Below are 17,590 nucleotides of genomic sequence, written 5' to 3' on the forward strand. Positions count from 1 at the left end.
CGGCATCTGAGCACACCCAGTCCCCCACACGTATCCCGCGTACGGCATGTGCGCGTCCCACACGGAGAACATCGACATGAGCAAGCGGAACAGTCAGTCGGCGAAGACGGCGGCGCGGGAGCGGCTGCGCGAGGAGCGCGAGCGGCAGGCCAAGCGCGACAAGGCGAAGCGGCAGGTCATCGTGGCCGCCTCGGTCGTGGCCGTGCTGGCCGCGGCCGGCGGCATCGGCTATGCGGTGGTCCAGGCGAACACGCCCACCGGGTGGGACGCCGCGAAGACCAAGCCGCTCGTGAAGCCGGCCAACACCTCGGGCGCGGACGGCACGACCGTCGTCATCGGCAAGAGCACCGCCCAGAAGACCCTCACCATCTACGAGGACCCGCGCTGCCCGGTCTGCGCGCAGTTCGAGCAGACGGTCGGTTCGACCGTGAAGAAGGACATAGACGACGGCAAGTTCAAGCTCCGGTACGTCGGTGCCACCTTCCTCGACAAGAACCTGCCCGGTGTGGGCTCCAAGAACGGGCTCAGCGCCCTCGGCGCCGCGCTCAACGTCAGCCCGGAGGCGTTCCTCGAGTACAAGTCCGCCATGTACTCGACGAAGTGGCACCCCGACGAGAACGACGACAAGTTCAAGGACGACGCCTATCTGATCAAGATCGCCGACACGGTCCCCGCCCTGAAGGGCAACGCGGCGTTCCAGAAGGCCGTGAAGGACGGCACCTACGACCGGTGGGCGCTGGAGGAGTCCAAGATCTTCGACAAGGACGGCATCCAGGGCACCCCGACCCTGAAGATGGACGGCAAGACGCTGACGGGCGCCGACGGCAAGAACCCGCCCATGACCGTGGCCGAATTCGACAAGGCCGTCGACGCGGCGCTCAAGGGCTGACACCCCGGGCGGAATCCGTCCTTCCCGTGAAGAGCGGGCGAACATTCGAGTTCGCCCGCTCTTGTGTGCGTACCGGTCAGTAACCTGACCGGTCGTGACCAGTCGAAAAAGATCACTTTCGGCCGCCGAAGGCCTCAACTCCCTCTCGCCCCGCCGCCGTACAATCGTCAAGGCCGCGGCGGCAACCGCTGTGCTGGCCGGCCCGCTCGCCGCCTCCCTTCCGGCGCGCGCCGCCGACCAGGCCCCCGCCTTCCTGCACGGTGTCGCCTCCGGTGACCCGCTGCCCGACGGCGTCCTGCTGTGGACCCGGGTGACCCCGACCCCCGACGCCGTACCCGGCTCCGGGGTGGGCCCGGACACCGAGGTGAGCTGGGTCGTCGCCAGGGACAAGGCGTTCACCGGCATCGTCGCCAAGGGCTCGGTGACCGCGACCGCCGCCTCCGACCACACCGTGAAGGCCGACGTCCGCGGCCTGCAGCCGGCCACCGACTACTGGTTCCGCTTCTCGGCCGGCGGCACCGACTCCCCGGTGGCGCGCACCCGCACCGCGCCGGCGACGGACGCGACCGTGGCGAACCTCCGCTTCGGCGTGGTCACCTGCGCCAACTGGGAGGCCGGCTACTTCGCCGCCTACCGCCACCTCGCGGCCCGGAGCGACCTGGACGCCTGGCTGCACCTCGGCGACTACATCTACGAGTACAAGTCCGGCGAGTACGCGGCGCGCGGCACGGTCGTCCGCCCGCACGCACCGGTCAACGAGATCATCACGCTCGCCGACTACCGGATCCGGCACGCGGAGTACAAGACCGACCCCGACCTCCAGGCCCTGCATCTGAAGGTGCCGGTCGTCGCCATCTGGGACGACCACGAGTTCGCCGACAACGCCTGGTCGGGCGGCGCGGTCAACCACACCGAGGGCGCCGAGGGCACCTGGACCGCCCGCAAGGCGGCCGCCAAGCAGGCCTACTTCGAGTGGATGCCGGTCCGCCCCGCGATCGAGGGCACCACCTACCGGCGGCTGCGCTTCGGCAAGCTCGCCGACCTGTCCCTGCTGGACCTGCGCTCCTTCCGCTCCCAGCAGGCGTCCGCGGGCAGCGGCTCGGTGGACGACCCGAACCGCACGATCACCGGGCGCGCCCAACTCGACTGGCTGAAGGCCGGGCTGAAGGCCTCGGACACCAAGTGGCGGCTGGTCGGCAACTCTGTGATGATCGCGCCGTTCGTCATCGGCTCCCTCACCGCCGACCTCCTCAAGCCGCTCGCCAAGCTGCTCGATCTGCCGCAGGACGGCATCGGCGTCAACACCGACCAGTGGGACGGCTACACCCACGACCGCCGCGAACTCCTCGACCACCTGCGCTCGAACGGCATCGGCAACACCGTCTTCCTCACCGGTGACATCCACATGTCCTGGGCCAACGACGTGCCGGTGGACGCGGGCACCTATCCGCTGTCGCCGTCGGCGGCCACCGAGTTCGTGATCACCTCGGTGACCTCCGACAACCTCGACGACATGGTCAAGGTCCGCGAGGGCACGGTCTCCGCCGTCGCCGCGCCGCTCATCGAGGTCGCCAACCGGCACGTCCACTGGGTGGACACCGACCGGCACGGCTACGGCGTGCTGGACATCACCGCCGACCGCGCGCAGATGGACTACTACGTCCTGTCCGACCGCACCGAACAGAACGCGACCTCCCAGTGGGTGCGCTCCTACCGCACCCGCAGCGGCACGCAGAAGGTCGAGCGGACCTACGACCCGGTGTAGCGGGCGGCTATCCGGACTGCACGCCGTCGAGGAAGCCGAGCGCCACCCGCCAGGTGGCCTCGGCGGCCTCGGCGTCGTAGTCGGGCAGCCCGGGGTCGGTGTAGAGGTGCCCGGCGCCGGCGTAGCGGTAGACCTCCACGTCGGCTCCGGCGCGGCCCATCTGCAGATACCAGGCGGTCAGCCAGTCGTCCGTCTCGAACGGATCCGGCTCGGCCACATGCAGCTGCACCGGCAGCTCGTCCACCTGCGCCGTCGGCGCGATGTCCGACGTGCCGTGCAGAAGCAGCAGCCCGCGCGCCTTGTCGTCGCCGAGGGCGAGGGTCTGGGCGATCGAGGCGCCGAGCGAGAACCCGGCGTACACCAGTCCGCGGTCCGAGTAGGGGGCCGCCGCCAGCACGGCCCGCTTCAGCACTTCCTCCTTGCCGAGCGACTCCTTGAACTCCATGCCCTCCTCGACGGTGTCGAACGTGCGCCCCTCGAAGAGGTCCGGCGTCCACACCTCGTGGCCGGCCGCGCGCAGCCGGTCCGCGGCCTCGCGCACCGCGGGCCTGAGGCCGTAGGTCGAGTGAAAAAGCATGATGTTCATGAGGCCATGGTGCCAGCCGGTGCGAGATCGCCGGAGCCGCCGGAGCCGGGAACACGCCAAACTCACATGTTCATGCCCGCCGGACACCGGTTAGAAGCGGGGGCATGGAGAACCTAGTCCGCCCCGTGATCGTGATCGGCGGCTCGGTGCTGCTCACGCTGGCCGTCGGCTGGGCCACCGACCGGCTGCTGCGCAAGGCCGACGAACGCGACCACGACTCACCGCTGTGGGAGCTGCTGCGCCGCGGCCGCATCCCCTACCAGCTCGTGCTCTGCGCAGCCCTGCTCCGCGGGTCCTACGACCAGGCGAAGCTGCTTGAGCGGCACCAGGTCGGCATCGGCCGGGCCCTGACACTGGTGCTGATCGGCTCCGCCGCCTGGCTGGTGATCCGCATCGCCGCGGCGATCGTCGAGACCACCTACAGCCGCTACGCCCGCGCGCACCGGGATCCGGCCCGGGTGCGCCGCGTGCGCACGCAGGTGGAGCTGATCATGCGGGTGGTGTCGGCGATCGTCATCGTCGTGGCGATCGCCGCCATGCTGCTGACCTTCCCGGCGATGCGCGCGGCCGGTGCCTCGCTGCTGGCCTCGGCGGGTCTCCTCGGCATCGTGGCCGGTGTCGCCGCCCAGTCGACCCTGTCCAACATGTTCGCCGGACTGCAGATCGCCTTCGGGGACATGGTGCGCATCGGTGACACGGTGGTCGTGGACGGCGAGTGGGGCACGGTCGAGGAGATCACCCTGACCTTTCTGACGGTACGGACCTGGGACGAGCGCCGGATCACCATGCCGGTGTCGTACTTCACCTCCAAACCCTTCGAGAACTGGTCGCGGGGCACCCCGCAGATGACCGGCACCGTCTTCTGGCACCTGGACCACTGCGCGCCCATCGAGGCGATGCGCGAGAAGCTGCGCGACATCCTGCGTGAGAGCCCCGCCTGGGACGGCCGCGCCTACGGGCTCGTGATGACGGACAGCACGCCCAACACCGTCCAGGTGCGGGCCCTGATGACCGCGAAGGACGCCGACGACATCTGGACGGTGCGGGTCACGGTCCGCGAGCAGATGATCACCTGGCTGGCGGCGGAGCACCCCTACGCGCTGCCCCGGGTCAACACCGCCGATGCGGTGCGGCCTCCCACGGAGCCCGTCAGTGTCCGCGTTCCGCACCGCCGTTGACCTGGATGACCTGTGAGGTGACGTGCGCGGCGCCGGGCGAGGCCAGCCAGTGCAGCGTCGCGGCCACGTCTCCCGGTATCCCGGCACGTCCGGTCGAGGTCTCCGCGATGAGCTGCGCCCGCCGGGCCTCGTCCATCGAGTCACCGAAGAACTCGGTGTCCTCGACAAAGCCCGGCGCGACCACGTTCACGGTGATGCCGTGCGGTCCCAGCTGCCGGGCCAGATCGTGTGCGTACGGGTGCAGCGCGGCCTTGGACGCCGCGTAGGCGCCGCTGCCCGAACCCCGGTAGGCGGCGATGGACGAGATGAACAGCACCCGCCCGCCCGGTTCGGCGAGCCGGTCCTTCAGGGCTTCCGTGAGCAGAGCGGCGGTCAGGGTATTGAGCCGGAAGTTGTCGGTCCAGGCGTGGGCCACCCGCTCCAGAGGGTCCTCACCACCGGTCGGCGGATGCTGGCCCCCGGCGCCTCCGGCGCTGTGCACGAGCACGTCCACGGTGCCGAGTTCCCGGGCGACGAACTCTGCTGCGCCCCGTACGTCCGCCGGCTGCGTCAGGTCGGCCGCATAGGTGAGGGAGCCGGGCACCGCGGCCTTCTCCAGCACCTCCGCGCGCCGCCCCAGCAACAGCACCCGGTCGCCGTCCGCCGCGAACGTCTGCGCCGTCGCCAGCCCGATGCCCGTACCGCCACCACTGATCACGATGTTGCGAGTCATGATCCGAGAGTAGGAGTGATCGGCCGACGATGCCGGTATTTATCCACAGGTACGCCATGTTCATATGACTTTTCCTGCACAGGGCTCAGCTCACCGCAGACTGCGCACGTCGAGATGCCTGAGCACCCGGTCCACGATCTCCGGATCCGCCCCCGGCTCGCTCCGCGCCGCCAGCACCTCGTGCCGCGCCGCGCTCAGCATCTCGTTCTGGATGTTCCGTACCCGCCTCAGCCGCCTGGCCCGCTGGTGCTGCGCCTCCCGCCGCTCCTCCTCCCCCATGTCGGGACTGATCCGGATCCCGATGTCGAAGGCACGCCGCAGCATCTGCTCGGACAGCTCCTCGGGCAGGTCCTCCACCTGTTCGATCTCCCGGAGTCTGCGCTTGGCCGCCCTCGCGGCCCGCACCGCCAGCTCCTTCTCGAACTCCTTCTCCCGCTCGGAGTCGGCCCGCACCCCGAGCCACCGCACGAGGGACGGCAGCGTGAGCCCCTGCAGGACCAGCGTGACGATGATGACCCCGAAGGCGATGAAGACGATCTCGTCGCGGTCGGGGAACGGGGAGCCGGCGTCGGTCTTCAGCGGGATGGCCAGCGCCAGCGCCACCGAGGCCACCCCGCGCATTCCGGACCACCACATCACGACGGTCTCCCGCCAGCTGACCGGGATCTCCTCGTCGTAGTCCCGCCGCGCGTGCAGCCGCTTGGTCAGCCAGGTCGCCGGCAGCAGCCACACCAGCCGTACGACGATCACCACGCCCACCACGGCGGCGGCCCAGCCCAGCAGCTCGCCCCAGCGCCCCTGGGCCGTGCGGATGGCGTTGTGCAGTTCGAGGCCGATGAGCCCGAACGCCACACCGGTGACCAGGGTGTCGATGATGTCCCAGAAGGTGTGCCCGGCCAGCCGGGTCATCACGTCGTCGGCGTCGGTGGCGTACTCGGCGAGGAACAGCGCGGTGGTGAGCACCGCGAGCACCCCGGAGCCGTGCAGCTTCTCCGCGAGCACGTAGGAGGCGTACGGCACCAGCAGGGTCATGCCGATCTGCAGGGTCGGATCACCCAGCAGGTCCATGAGCCTGTTCGCGCCCCAGCCGAGCACCAGGCCCACGGCCACCGCGACGACGGCGGACAGCACGAGGTCCACCCCGGCCCGCCACGCCGAGAACGAGCCGCTCACGACGGCGGCGATCGCCACGTGGTACAGCACGATGGCGGTGACGTCGTTGAAGAGCCCCTCGCCCTCCAGGATCGACACCAGCCGGCGCGGCAGCCCGAGCTGCCCGGCGACGCTGGTCGCGGCGACCGGGTCGGGCGGGGCGATCAGCGCGCCGAGCGCGAAGGCGGCGGCGATGGGCAGTCCCGGCACGATCGCGCCGGCGACGAACGCCACGCACACCATCGTGACGAACACCAGCGCGACGGCCAGCAGGAGGATCGGGCGGACGTTGGCCGCGAACTGCCGCCAGGAGGTGCGCCGCACCGCGGCGTAGAGCAGCGGCGGAAGCAGCCCGGGCAGGATCAGCTCCGGCGGGATGTTCACGTTCGGCACGAAGTCGGCCACCGCGAGGACGCCGCCGAACAGGGTCATCAGCACCGGCGCCGGCACCCCGAACCGGTCCCCCACCGGGACGCTCACCAGGGCCCCGAGCAGCAGGACGAACAGCAGAGCCAACTGGTCCACGGCCGGCGCTCCGGGGGTCGACGGTCACACGGCAAGCCTCAAGCCTGCCATCCGACCCGCCCGAACGCCTGCCGCCGCAGGGCGCTGCGCGGGCTTCTACAGCTCCCGGCGCATCGCCCGGTGCGGGATGCCGGCGTCGGGGAACTCCGGGCCGTACGCCGCGTAGCCGAGGCACTCGTAGAAGCCCAGCGCGTGGGTCTGTGCGTGCAGGTCCACCGCGGTGAGGCCACGCGCGCGTGCCGCCTCCTCGATGGCCCGCACCAGGGCCACGCCGACGCCCAGCCCGCGGGCCTCACGGGCGACTGCGAGCCGCCCCAGGGAGCCCACCGAGGCATCCCCGCCGGTCTTCGCCGCCGCGGCCTCGCCGTGCAGCAGCCGCCCGGTGCCGAGCGGCACACCGTCCTCGCGGACCGCGAGGACATGCACGGCGACCGCGTCGTAGGCGTCGTACTCGATGGTCTCGTCGACGCCCTGCTCTCGGACGAAGACCTCCTTGCGGACCGCGAAGCAGGCCTCGCGGTCGGCGCGGTCCTCGGCGACCCGGACGGTGTACGGCGCGCTCACGCGTACGTCTCCTCGCGGACCTGGTCGAGTGCCTTCTGCAGGTCCGCGGGATAGACGCTCTCGAACTCCACCCACTGGCCGTCCCCGGGGTGCTCGAAGCCGAGGCGCACGGCGTGCAGCCACTGGCGGGTCAGGTGCAGCCGCTTGGCCAGGGTGGGGTCGGCGCCGTAGGTGAGGTCGCCGACGCAGGGGTGGCGGTGGGCGGACATGTGGACGCGGATCTGGTGGGTGCGGCCGGTCTCCAGCTTCACGTCCAGCAGGGAGGCGGCGCGAAAGGCCTCGATGAGGTCGTAGTGCGTCACCGAGGGCTTGCCGTCGGCCGTGACCGCCCACTTGTAGTCGTGGTTCGGGTGGCGGCCGATGGGCGCGTCGATCGTGCCGCTCGTCGGGTCCGGGTGGCCCTGGACCAGGGTGTGGTAGCGCTTGTCGACCGTGCGCTCCTTGAACTGGCGCTTGAGCGAGGTGTACGCCCGCTCCGACTTGGCGACCACCATCAGGCCCGAGGTGCCCACGTCCAGGCGGTGCACGATGCCCTGGCGCTCGGCCGCGCCGGAGGTGGAGATCCGATACCCGGCGGCGGCGAGACCGCCGATGACGGTCGGGCCGCTCCAGCCCGGCGACGGATGCGCGGCCACGCCGACCGGCTTGACGATCACGACCACGTCCTCGTCGTCGTGCACGATCTCCATGCCCTCGACCGGCTCGGCGACCACCTGCACCGGCGCGGGCGCCTGCGGCATCTCGACCTCCAGCCAGGCGCCGCCGCTCACCCGATCGGACTTGCCGGCCACCGTGCCGTCGACCTGGACCTTGCCGGCCGCGGCCAGCTCCGCCGCCTTGGTGCGGGAGAAGCCGAACATGCGGGAGATGGCGGCGTCGACGCGCTCGCCCTCCAGGCCGTCGGGCACGGGCAGGGTGCGGATCTCGGGAATCGTGCTCACCCGTCGAGTATGCCGGACGGGTGGCAGCGGCCCGCACGAGCCTGTGGAAAACCGCCTGCGGACGCCCCGGCCTCAGTCCTTGTGGATGGTGCCGTCCGGGTCCAGGCCCCGGAAGGACAGCAGGACGATCAGGATGCCGCCGCACACGATCGCCGAGTCGGCCAGGTTGAACACGGCGAAGCCCTTGGGCGCGATGAAGTCCACGACCTTGCCCTCGAAGACGCCGGGCGACCGGAAGATCCGGTCGGTCAGGTTGCCGAGGGCGCCGCCGAGCAGCAGGCCGAGCGCGATGGCCCAGGGATAGCTGTAGAGCTTGCGGGCCAGGCGCATGATCACCACGATCACGGCCGCGGCGATCAGGGTGAAGATGATCGTGAAGGCCGCGCCGAAGCCGAAGGCCGCACCCGGGTTGCGGGTGGCGTTCAGCTCCAGCCAGTCCCCGACCAGCCTGATCGGCTCATGGCCCTCCAGCTTGGCGACCACGAGCAGCTTGCTGATCAGATCGAGGGCGTACGCGAACGCGGCCACCGCGAACAGGAGGGCGATCCGGCGCCCACGACCACTCCGGGCCTCGGCCGGGGCCTCCTGCCCGCCCGCGCCGGACGCGGCGGCCGGGGTGGACGCACCGGAGCCGGCCGCAGCCGTCCGCTCGCCGCCGTCGTCCGGGGTGTCCGGCGTACCGATGATGCGCTCCGCCTCTGCCACGTGAGTCCCTCAACCTAGGTGCCTGACTGAGGACGAGACTACGGCACGGCCCCGCACAGTCAGGAGCGGCGTTCTTGCTTCTGTTTGCACTCGACGCACAGCGTGGCCCGGGGGAAGGCCTGCATCCGGGCCTTGCCGATGGGGTTGCCGCAGTTCTCGCACAGGCCGTAGGTGCCCGCGTCCAGCCGCTCCAGGGCGTGCTCGTTCTGGACCAGCATCTCGCGCGCGTTGGCGGCGAGCGCCAGCTCGTGCTCGCGGGTGATGTTCTTGGTGCCGGTGTCGGCCTGATCGTCTCCGGCGCCGTCCCCGGAGTCCCGCATCAGGCCCGCGAGGGAGGCCTCGGAGGAGCTGATCTCGGTGCGCAACCGCTCCACCTCGGACAGCAGCTCGGCACGGGCCTCGGCGACCTCTTCCGGGGTCCAGGGGTCCTCACCGGGGCGCACCGCCAGCTCGCCGGGCTCCGCCGCGCCGACCCGCGCCTTCGGAAGGGCGGTCTCCGCCGTGGCCGTGCCAGGAGTCTTCTTCGCAACCACTGTCGTGGCTCCCGTCTGCTCCGCGGCCCGCGCCGCGCCCGCTTTCTTGGCCCTGCTCGTGTCGGCCGCCTCCGTGGAGACGCCTTTCGCGGCCACCTTCCTGCCGCCGGCCTTCCGGGCCGGCGCCTTCTTGACGGCCGTCTCCTGCGCCGCTCCCTTCGCCGCCGGCTTCTTTCCACCGGACTTCTCTGCCACTGGCTTCTTCGGGGCCGCCTCGGCCGCCACCGCCACCCCGTCTGCGGCGACCGCCTTCCGGGCCGACGTCTTCTCGCCGCCGGCCTTCTTGCCAACCGCCTTCTTGGCCGGCCTCTCCCTGGCGGCGGTTTTCCTGTCGGCGGTCTCCTTTCCGGTCGCCTTCTTGGCCGACCCGGCCGCCATCTTCCCGGCCGCCTTCTTGGCGCCTGCCTCCTTGCCAGCGGACCTCCTGGCAGCCACCTCCTCGACAGCCGCCTCCTTGCCCGCCGCCTTCCCGGCAGCCACCTCCTCGACAGCCGCCCCCTTGCCCGCCGACTTTCCGGCAGCCACCTCCTTGCCCGCGGACTTCCCGGCAGCCGCCTTCCCGGCAGCCACCTCCTCGACAGCCGCCCCCTTGCCCGCCGACTTTCCGGCAGCCACCTTCTCGACAGCCGCCTCCTTGCCCGCCGGCTTCCCGGCGGCCACCTTCTCAGCGGCCCCCTTCTCGGCAGCCGACTCCTCGGCGGCCAACTTCTCGGCGGCCGTCCTCTTGGCGGCAGTTTTCCTGGCGGCCGTCTTCTTGACGGCGGTCTCGTCCTCGGCCGTCAGCGCCTTGTCCACGGACTTTCTGGGCGCCTTCTCCTCGGAGGCCGGATCCCTCGCCGCGGTCTTCCGCGCGGCCGTCTTCCCGGCGGCCGGCTCCTTCACGGCCGTCGCCCTCAGCGCCGTCTTCCTCGCGGCCGGCTGCGCGCCCCTCTCCGCGGTCGGCCGCTTCCTGCCGTCCACTGCCCTGGCCTCGCCGCCGGAGGCAATCGCGCCCCCGCGCCGGCCGGTCGCCGGCTGCTGTACGGCGGTCCTTTTCGCCACCATGGCCGCGACCCCTTCACATACTGTGATGTTGCTCGCGAATCGTTCTGGGACGATAAATCGACTTGAGTCCCGCGGCAACGGGGCACACCGCCCGATTCGCCCGCCCGCACTCCCCGCGCAGCGGGCCTGCATCCGTTGTGCCCAACTCCCCGCCGGGTAATCCGCCGGCCCGGGCCCGCCCGGACCCGGGCGCCCGCCACCTGGCCATTCGGGTCATCCCGGACCGTCACTCGGCCGGCGGCCGCACCGCGCGGAAAACCGGTCGGCCGCTGTCCGCGCGGCGCCGTACACTGGGCGGAGCGAAAAGCGTGGATGGGGACGAGTAGCGGCGTACGCAGCCCAGAGCGACCCGGGGACGGTGAGAGCCCGGGGGCGAGCGCGACGTGAAGATCACCCCGGAGCCGCCGGAAGAAAGCCGCAGCCAGCAGGCCACGGCGAGTAGAGCCGGCTTCGCGACCCCAATGAGGGGGCTCACCGACGCGTAGGGCGTGGCGGAGGGCCAAGGAGGGTGGTACCGCGGGAGCGCGCCGCAGACGGCGTAGGCAGGATCGAAGGCTCTCGTCCCTCCGACGGAAGGCAGCAAGTCCGTTGGAGGATGCTCGCAGATGACAGCGCCGACGTACCGCCAGGTGCCCGCACAGGTCGACCTGCCCGCTCTTGAGCACGCCGTGCTCGACTTCTGGCGCGAGCAGAAGATCTTCGCCAAGAGCCTGGAGCAGTCCGAGGGCCGCCCGGAATGGGTGTTCTACGAAGGCCCGCCCACCGCCAACGGCATGCCCGGCGCCCACCACATCGAGGCGCGCGTCTTCAAGGACGTCTTCCCGCGCTTCCGCACCATGCGCGGCTACCACGTGGCCCGCAAGGCCGGCTGGGACTGCCACGGCCTGCCCGTGGAGCTGGCCGTCGAGAAGGAGCTGGGCTTCTCCGGCAAGCAGGACATCGAGGCGTACGGCATCGCCGAGTTCAACGCCAAGTGCCGTGAGTCCGTGACCCGGCACACGGACGCCTTCGCCGAGCTCACGACCCGCATGGGCTACTGGGTCGACCTGGACGACGCGTACCGGACCATGGACCCCGAGTACGTGGAGTCGGTCTGGTGGTCGCTGAAGGAGATCTTCACCAAGGGCCTGCTGGTCCAGGACCACCGCGTCGCCCCCTGGTGCCCGCGCTGCGGCACCGGCCTGTCGGACCACGAGCTGGCGCAGGGCTACGAGACGGTCGTCGACCCGTCCGTCTACGTCCGTTTCCCGCTCACCTCCGGTCCGCTCGCCGGCGAGGCCGCCCTCCTGGTGTGGACGACGACCCCCTGGACCCTGGTGTCCAACACGGCGGTCGCCGCGCACCCGGATGTCACCTACGTCGTCGCCACCGACGGCGAGGAGAGGCTCGTCGTCGCCGAGCCGCTGCTCGCCAAGGCACTCGGCGAGGGCTGGGAGAGCACGGGCCAGACCTTCACCGGCGCCGAGATGGAGCGCTGGACGTATCAACGTCCGTTCGAGCTCGTGGAGTTCCCGGAGCCGGCCCACTACGTGGTGAACGCCGACTACGTCACCACCGAGGACGGTACGGGTCTGGTCCACCAGTCCCCCGCCTTCGGTGAGGACGACCTCAAGGTCTGCCGCGCCTACGGCCTGCCCGTCGTGAACCCGGTCCGCCCGGACGGCACCTTCGAGGAGAATGTCCCGCTGGTCGGCGGCGTCTTCTTCAAGAAGGCGGACGAAAAGCTCACCGCGGACCTGCAGCAGCGCGGCCTCCTCTTCAAGCACGTCGCGTACGAGCACAGCTACCCGCACTGCTGGCGCTGCCACACCGCGCTGCTCTACTACGCGCAGCCGTCCTGGTACATCCGCACGACGGCGATCAAGGACCGCCTGATCCAGGAGAACGAGAAGACCAACTGGTTCCCGGACACGGTCAAGCACGGCCGGTACGGCGACTGGCTGAGCAACAACATCGACTGGGCGCTGTCCCGCAACCGCTACTGGGGCACCCCGCTGCCGATCTGGCGCTGCGAGGACGACCACCTCACCTGCGTCGGCTCCCGCGCGGAGCTGACCGAGCTGACGGGCACCGACCAGTCGGGCCTGGACCCGCACCGGCCGTACATCGACGAGGTCACCTTCGCCTGCCGCCACGACGGCTGCGGCAAGAGGGCCACGCGCGTGCCCGAGGTCATCGACGCCTGGTACGACTCGGGCTCGATGCCGTTCGCGCAGTGGGGCTACCCGTACAAGAACAAGGAGCTGTTCGAGAGCCGCTACCCGGCGCAGTTCATCTCCGAGGCGATCGACCAGACCCGCGGCTGGTTCTACACGCTGATGGCCGTCGGCACGCTGGTCTTCGACAAGTCGTCGTACGAGAACGTCGTCTGCCTGGGCCACATCCTGGCCGAGGACGGCCGCAAGATGTCCAAGCACCTGGGCAACATCCTGCAGCCGATCCCGCTCATGGACCAGCACGGCGCGGACGCTGTGCGCTGGTTCATGGCGGCGGGCGGCTCCCCCTGGGCGGCACGGCGTGTCGGCCACGGCACCATCCAGGAAGTCGTCCGCAAGACCCTGCTGACGTACTGGAACACGGTGGCCTTCCAGGCGCTGTACGCCCGTACGTCGGACTGGGCGCCCAGCGCGGCCGACCCGGCCCCGGCCGAGCGCCCGCTGCTGGACCGCTGGCTGCTGTCCGAGCTGCACGCGCTCACCGACCAGGTGACGCAGTCCCTGGAGGCGTACGACACCCAGCGGGCCGGCAAGCTGCTGTCCGCGTTCGTCGACGACCTCTCGAACTGGTACGTCCGCCGTTCGCGCCGCCGCTTCTGGCAGGGCGACAAGGCCGCGCTGCGCACGCTGCACGAGGTGCTGGAGACGGTCACCAAGCTGCTGGCGCCGATCACGCCGTTCATCACCGAGCGGGTGTGGCAGGACCTGATCGCGCCCGTGACCCCGGGCGCGCCGGAGTCCGTGCATCTGGCTTCCTGGCCGGAGGCGGACCTGGCGGCGATCGACCCGGAGCTGTCGAAGCAGATGGTCCTGGTCCGCCGGCTGGTGGAGCTGGGCCGGGCCACGCGCGCGGAGTCGGGCGTCAAGACGCGTCAGCCGCTGTCCCGCGCGCTGATCGCCGCGACCGGCTTCGAGTCCCTGGACCCGGAGCTGCACGCGCAGATCACCGAGGAGCTGAACGTCTCCTCACTGGCGTCGCTGTCCGAGGTCGGCGGCAGCCTGGTGGACACCACCGCCAAGGCCAACTTCCGCGCGCTGGGCAAGCGGTTCGGCAAGCGGGTGCAGGACGTGGCCAAGGCGATCGCCGCCGCCGACGCGGCCGCGCTCTCCCTCGCGCTGCGGGAGGGCACGGCCTCGGTGGAGGTCGACGGTGAGACGGTGACCCTCGCTCCCGACGAGGTGATCATCACCGAGACCCCGCGTGAGGGCTGGTCCGTGGCCTCCGACTCGGGCGCCACGGTGGCGCTGGACCTGGAGATCACCGAGGAGCTGCGGCAGGCGGGCCTGGCCCGTGACGCGATCCGGCTGATCCAGGAGGCCCGGAAGAACAGCGGCCTGGATGTGGCCGACCGGATCGCTCTGCGCTGGGTGTCGACCGACCCCGCGGTGGTCGCTGCGCTGGCCGAGCACAGTGAGCTGATCGCCGAGGAGGTTCTGTCGACGGACTTCCAGCAGGGCGAGGGCGACGACAGCTTTGGTGAGCCGTTCGCCGACGAGGGGCTGTCTCTCACGTTCCGGCTGCGGAAGGCGTAAGCGCCGAACCCGCTGCGAAGGGCCCGGTCTCCGTCTCGGAGGCCGGGCCCTGCTGTTTCTTCACTCAACCCGCGTAAAAAGGGCGGGCCCCCGGGACCGAAGTCCTGGGAGCCCGCCCTATTGAGCGCTGCCGACGCCGTTGTCGTACTAGTGCCCGATGCTCAGTTGTCGTCCTCGTCGATCAGGAACCCGCGCATCGGCGAGGGTGCCTGACCCATCGGGGACGGGCCCTGCGGGCGGACCGGGGCCATGGGCTGGGTCATGGCCGGGGTCATCTGCTGCTGGCCGCCGTAGGACGGGGCGGACGGACCGGGGTTGCCGCCCATCGTCTGGTTGCCACCGTAGGACGGGGCGCCGGCCGGAGCCATGGAAGGCGCCGGGGACGGCGGCAGCGACGCGGTCGCCGGGGTGCGCGGCGGGGCCAGGGAGTCGTCGGCCTGGGTCTCCAGCTGGCGCAGCTGGGACTCGAGGTACGACTTCAGGCGCGTGCGGTACTCGCGCTCGAAGCCGCGCAGGTCCTCGACCTTGCGCTCCAGCGTGGCGCGGGCGGACTCCAGGGAGCCCATCGCGACGCGGTGCTTCTCCTGCGCGTCCCGCTCCAGGGCGTCGGCCTTGGCACGGGCGTCACGCTCCAGACCCTCGGCACGGCTGCGGGCCTCGCCGACGATCTTGTTGGCCTCGGAGCGGGCCTCGGCGATCGCCTGGTCGGCGGTCTGCTGGGCCAGCGAGAGGACACGGGCGGCACTGTCGCCACCCGGGCCCTGCCCGGGGCCGCCCATCGGGCCGCCCATGGGGCCGCCCATGGGGCCGCCCATCGGGCCACCCATCTGCTGCATGGGCGGCTGGCCGCCCATCGGGCCCTGACCCATCGGACCCTGGCCCATCGGACCGGGACCCTGCGGGCCGCCCTGACCGCCGGGACCGGCGGGCAGCTGCGGGGCGCCGCTCGGCAGCTGGGGCGGGCCACCCATGGGGCCACCCATCTGCTGCTGCGGCGGGCCCGATATGCCGGCGGGCACCGGAGCGCCGGGACCTCGCATGCCCTGCTGAGGCATGCCCTGCTGAGGCATGCCCTGCTGAGGCATGCCCTGCTGGGGCATGCCCTGCTGCTGCGGGTGCGGCTGCTGGTCCTGCTCCGGCGGGCCCTTGCGCATGTTCTGCTGGTTCTGCGCGGCCGCACGGGTCGCCGCGGCCAGCTTGGCGCGCAGGTCCTCGTTCTCGCGGAGCAGGCGGGTCAGTTCGGCTTCGACCTCGTCGAGGAAGGCATCGACCTCGTCCTCGTCATAGCCTTCTCGGAGGCGGACGGTCGTGAACTGCTTGTTCCGCACGTCCTCGGGGGTCAACGGCATCTCTTCACCTCAACGTAGTCATCGGCAGTCGGCAAGACCGTATCGTCCACCCTCATCACATGAAGCTCCCCGTGATGGAGAGGAGGATGTAGACGATGATCATCAGTACGAAGAAGGACAGGTCGAGCGCCACGCCCCCGAGACGCAACGGCGGGATGAACCGCCGCAGAAGCTTCAGCGGTGGATCGGTGACAGTGTAGGTGGCCTCCAGTACGACCACCATCGCCTTGCCGGGTTGCCACGAGCGGGCGAACTGGAACACATAATCCATCACGAGCCGGAAGATGAGCACGGCGAGGAACACCAGCAGCGCGGTGTGGACCACCGTGACGAACACGCTCATGGTCTGCGCTTCCCTCTCCCCTGTTCCATGCTCTTCCGAGCCTCGATCCGGTTGCCTGTGTCTCAGCTCTGGTTGAAGAACCCGCCCTCTGCGATGCGGGCCTTGTCCTCCGCCGTGACATCGACGTTAGCAGGAGACAACAGGAACACCTTCTGCGTCACCCGCTCGATGCTGCCGTGAAGACCAAACACCAAACCGGCCGCAAAGTCGACAAGTCGCTTCGCGTCTGTGTCATCCATCTCAGTCAGATTCATGATCACCGGGGTGCCCTCACGGAAGTGTTCCCCGATGGTACGGGCCTCGTTGTAAGTCCGCGGGTGCAGCGTGGTGATCCGGTAAGGCTCTCGCTCGGACACAACCTTGGGCATGATCACCGGTGCGTTCTTCTCCAGGGACTGACGTTCTGGTGTGATGGACGCCACGGGCGCGATGCGCGCCGGACGCCCGGATTCCGCGGCGAGCGAAGTCGATCGGACCACCGGCTCGCGCGGCGCGGGCGGTTGCACGATTCGCACCTCTTCGTCCCTTTGGGACTGATCTCTGTGCGATTGGTGTGACGATTCGTGCCGTCGATGATCCCGCTCGGGCTCCGGGTCCAACTCGGGCTCGAAGTCGTCGTCGGGGTCGAATCCGCGGCCGTCGTACCCATCGTCCTCCACGAGGCCGAGGTAGACCGCCATCTTGCGCATCGCGCCGGCCATGCTCTGAGTCCTCCGCTCTGTGGTGGATCGACTGACGACTGCCAAGTGCCCGCGATCCACGAGGTCGTTGTGCCCGTCTTCACAGGCATTGACCATATTTTCTGCTGTGGTCCGACTTCCTGGCGACGTTACCCGAGCCCGGGGCGGACTCCGAGTACCGCAGTGCCGACGCGCACATGTGTCGCCCCGGCGGCCACGGCCTGTTCGAGGTCCGCACTCATCCCTGCCGACACCATGGTTGCAGCCGGATGGGCTCGGCGCAGGTCGGTCGACAAATCCATGAGCCGTTCAAACGCCGCCCGTTCGCGTCCCGCGTACTCGCCGGTGAGCGGAGCGACCGTCATCAGCCCGTCGAGCCGCAGTCCCGGTGCTTCACCGATGAGGTCGGCCAACTCTTCGATTCCGCCCGGCGCGACGCCTCCGCGCTCGCCGCGGCCGTTCTCTCCCGCGTCCAGCGCGACCTGAACGAGACAGCCGACTTCGCGCCCGGCCCGCACGGCCTCCTTCGACAGAGCTGTGACGAGCTTGGAACGATCCACGGACTGCACGACATCGGCGTAACCGACCACGGAACGGACTTTATTGGTCTGCAATTGACCGACAAAATGCCATTTCAGCGGCAGATCGGCGCAAGCCGCGGCCTTCGGCGCGGCGTCCTGGTCGCGGTTCTCGGCGACGTGACGCACACCGAGTTCCGACAGAATCCGCACATCACCGGCCGGGTAGGTCTTGGTGACCACGATCAGGGTCACCTCCTCCCGCTTGCGCCCGGCCGCCACGCACGCGGCGGTGATGCGCTCCTCCACTTTCGCCAGGTTCGCGGCGAGTTGGGTCTTACGGTCCGTCATGCCCCA

The 17,590-nt window shown here is 70.4% G+C and carries 15 protein-coding genes; 4 read left to right on the forward strand and 11 right to left on the reverse strand.

What is annotated here, in order from left to right; all coding sequences use genetic code 11:
- Positions 1–76: 76 nt before the first annotated feature.
- Together ACFYOH_RS05365 and ACFYOH_RS05370 are read left to right on the forward strand one after the other, a co-directional pair.
- Positions 77–889 carry a DsbA family protein gene (locus ACFYOH_RS05365; RefSeq protein WP_388621408.1) on the forward strand — a complete coding sequence of 271 codons (813 nt, stop codon included), beginning with the start codon at positions 77–79 and terminating at the stop codon, positions 887–889.
- A gap of 94 nt (positions 890–983) precedes the next feature.
- Positions 984–2,654: an alkaline phosphatase D family protein gene (locus ACFYOH_RS05370; protein WP_388621410.1), complete on the forward strand. Its 1,671-nt coding sequence runs from the start codon at positions 984–986 to the stop codon at positions 2,652–2,654.
- A 7-nt stretch (positions 2,655–2,661) separates the two neighbouring features.
- On the opposite strand, the gene ACFYOH_RS05375 is transcribed toward ACFYOH_RS05370, so the two are convergent.
- On the reverse strand, positions 2,662–3,240 hold the full coding sequence (locus ACFYOH_RS05375) for a dienelactone hydrolase family protein (protein ID WP_388621412.1): 579 nt from the start codon (positions 3,238–3,240) through the stop codon (positions 2,662–2,664).
- A gap of 104 nt (positions 3,241–3,344) precedes the next feature.
- Here ACFYOH_RS05375 and ACFYOH_RS05380 point away from each other — a divergent pair, with 104 nt between their 5' ends.
- Complete coding sequence (locus tag ACFYOH_RS05380; RefSeq protein ID WP_388621414.1) at positions 3,345–4,418, forward strand: mechanosensitive ion channel family protein; 1,074 nt, start codon at positions 3,345–3,347, stop codon at positions 4,416–4,418.
- Here ACFYOH_RS05380 and ACFYOH_RS05385 read toward each other — a convergent pair.
- The 6 genes from ACFYOH_RS05385 to ACFYOH_RS05410 form a co-directional block, all read right to left on the reverse strand.
- Positions 4,390–5,130: an SDR family NAD(P)-dependent oxidoreductase gene (locus ACFYOH_RS05385; RefSeq protein ID WP_388621416.1), complete on the reverse strand. Its 741-nt coding sequence runs from the start codon at positions 5,128–5,130 to the stop codon at positions 4,390–4,392. The genes ACFYOH_RS05380 and ACFYOH_RS05385 overlap by 29 nt on opposite strands.
- A 90-nt stretch (positions 5,131–5,220) precedes the next feature.
- A complete protein-coding gene (locus tag ACFYOH_RS05390; protein WP_388621418.1) occupies positions 5,221–6,807 on the reverse strand; it encodes a Na+/H+ antiporter in 1,587 nt (528 codons plus the stop codon).
- A gap of 96 nt (positions 6,808–6,903) precedes the next feature.
- On the reverse strand, positions 6,904–7,371 hold the full coding sequence (locus ACFYOH_RS05395; RefSeq protein WP_388621420.1) for a GNAT family N-acetyltransferase: 468 nt from the start codon (positions 7,369–7,371) through the stop codon (positions 6,904–6,906).
- Positions 7,368–8,312: an RluA family pseudouridine synthase gene (locus ACFYOH_RS05400; RefSeq protein WP_388621422.1), complete on the reverse strand. Its 945-nt coding sequence runs from the start codon at positions 8,310–8,312 to the stop codon at positions 7,368–7,370. The genes ACFYOH_RS05395 and ACFYOH_RS05400 overlap by 4 nt, the downstream gene beginning before the upstream one ends.
- A gap of 72 nt (positions 8,313–8,384) precedes the next feature.
- Positions 8,385–9,017 (reverse strand): signal peptidase II, encoded by a 633-nt coding sequence (lspA, locus tag ACFYOH_RS05405; protein ID WP_388621424.1) that lies wholly within the window; start codon positions 9,015–9,017, stop codon positions 8,385–8,387.
- A 59-nt stretch (positions 9,018–9,076) separates the two neighbouring features.
- Complete coding sequence (locus tag ACFYOH_RS05410; RefSeq protein ID WP_388621426.1) at positions 9,077–10,594, reverse strand: histone H1-like repetitive region-containing protein; 1,518 nt, start codon at positions 10,592–10,594, stop codon at positions 9,077–9,079.
- A 605-nt stretch (positions 10,595–11,199) separates the two neighbouring features.
- On the opposite strand from ACFYOH_RS05410, the gene ileS reads away from it, so the two are divergent.
- Positions 11,200–14,343 (forward strand): isoleucine--tRNA ligase, encoded by a 3,144-nt coding sequence (gene ileS, locus ACFYOH_RS05415; RefSeq protein ID WP_388621428.1) that lies wholly within the window; start codon positions 11,200–11,202, stop codon positions 14,341–14,343.
- 161 nt (positions 14,344–14,504) lie between these two features.
- Here the strand turns inward: ileS and ACFYOH_RS05420 are convergent, their stop codons facing one another.
- The 4 genes from ACFYOH_RS05420 to ACFYOH_RS05435 form a co-directional block, all read right to left on the reverse strand.
- Positions 14,505–15,692 carry a DivIVA domain-containing protein gene (locus ACFYOH_RS05420; protein ID WP_388621430.1) on the reverse strand — a complete coding sequence of 396 codons (1,188 nt, stop codon included), beginning with the start codon at positions 15,690–15,692 and terminating at the stop codon, positions 14,505–14,507.
- Positions 15,693–15,747: 55 nt separating this feature from the next.
- Complete coding sequence (locus ACFYOH_RS05425) at positions 15,748–16,035, reverse strand: YggT family protein (protein ID WP_055707297.1); 288 nt, start codon at positions 16,033–16,035, stop codon at positions 15,748–15,750.
- 62 nt (positions 16,036–16,097) lie between these two features.
- Positions 16,098–16,736, reverse strand: coding sequence for a cell division protein SepF (locus tag ACFYOH_RS05430; protein ID WP_388621432.1), 639 nt, complete (start codon positions 16,734–16,736; stop codon positions 16,098–16,100).
- A 128-nt stretch (positions 16,737–16,864) separates the two neighbouring features.
- Complete coding sequence (locus ACFYOH_RS05435) at positions 16,865–17,584, reverse strand: YggS family pyridoxal phosphate-dependent enzyme (RefSeq protein ID WP_388621434.1); 720 nt, start codon at positions 17,582–17,584, stop codon at positions 16,865–16,867.
- Between the last annotated feature and the right edge of the window lie 6 nt (positions 17,585–17,590).

Origin of the sequence: Streptomyces sp. NPDC007856 (assembly GCF_042868225.1) — a bacterium.
Classification (GTDB): Bacteria; Actinomycetota; Actinomycetes; order Streptomycetales; family Streptomycetaceae; genus Streptomyces.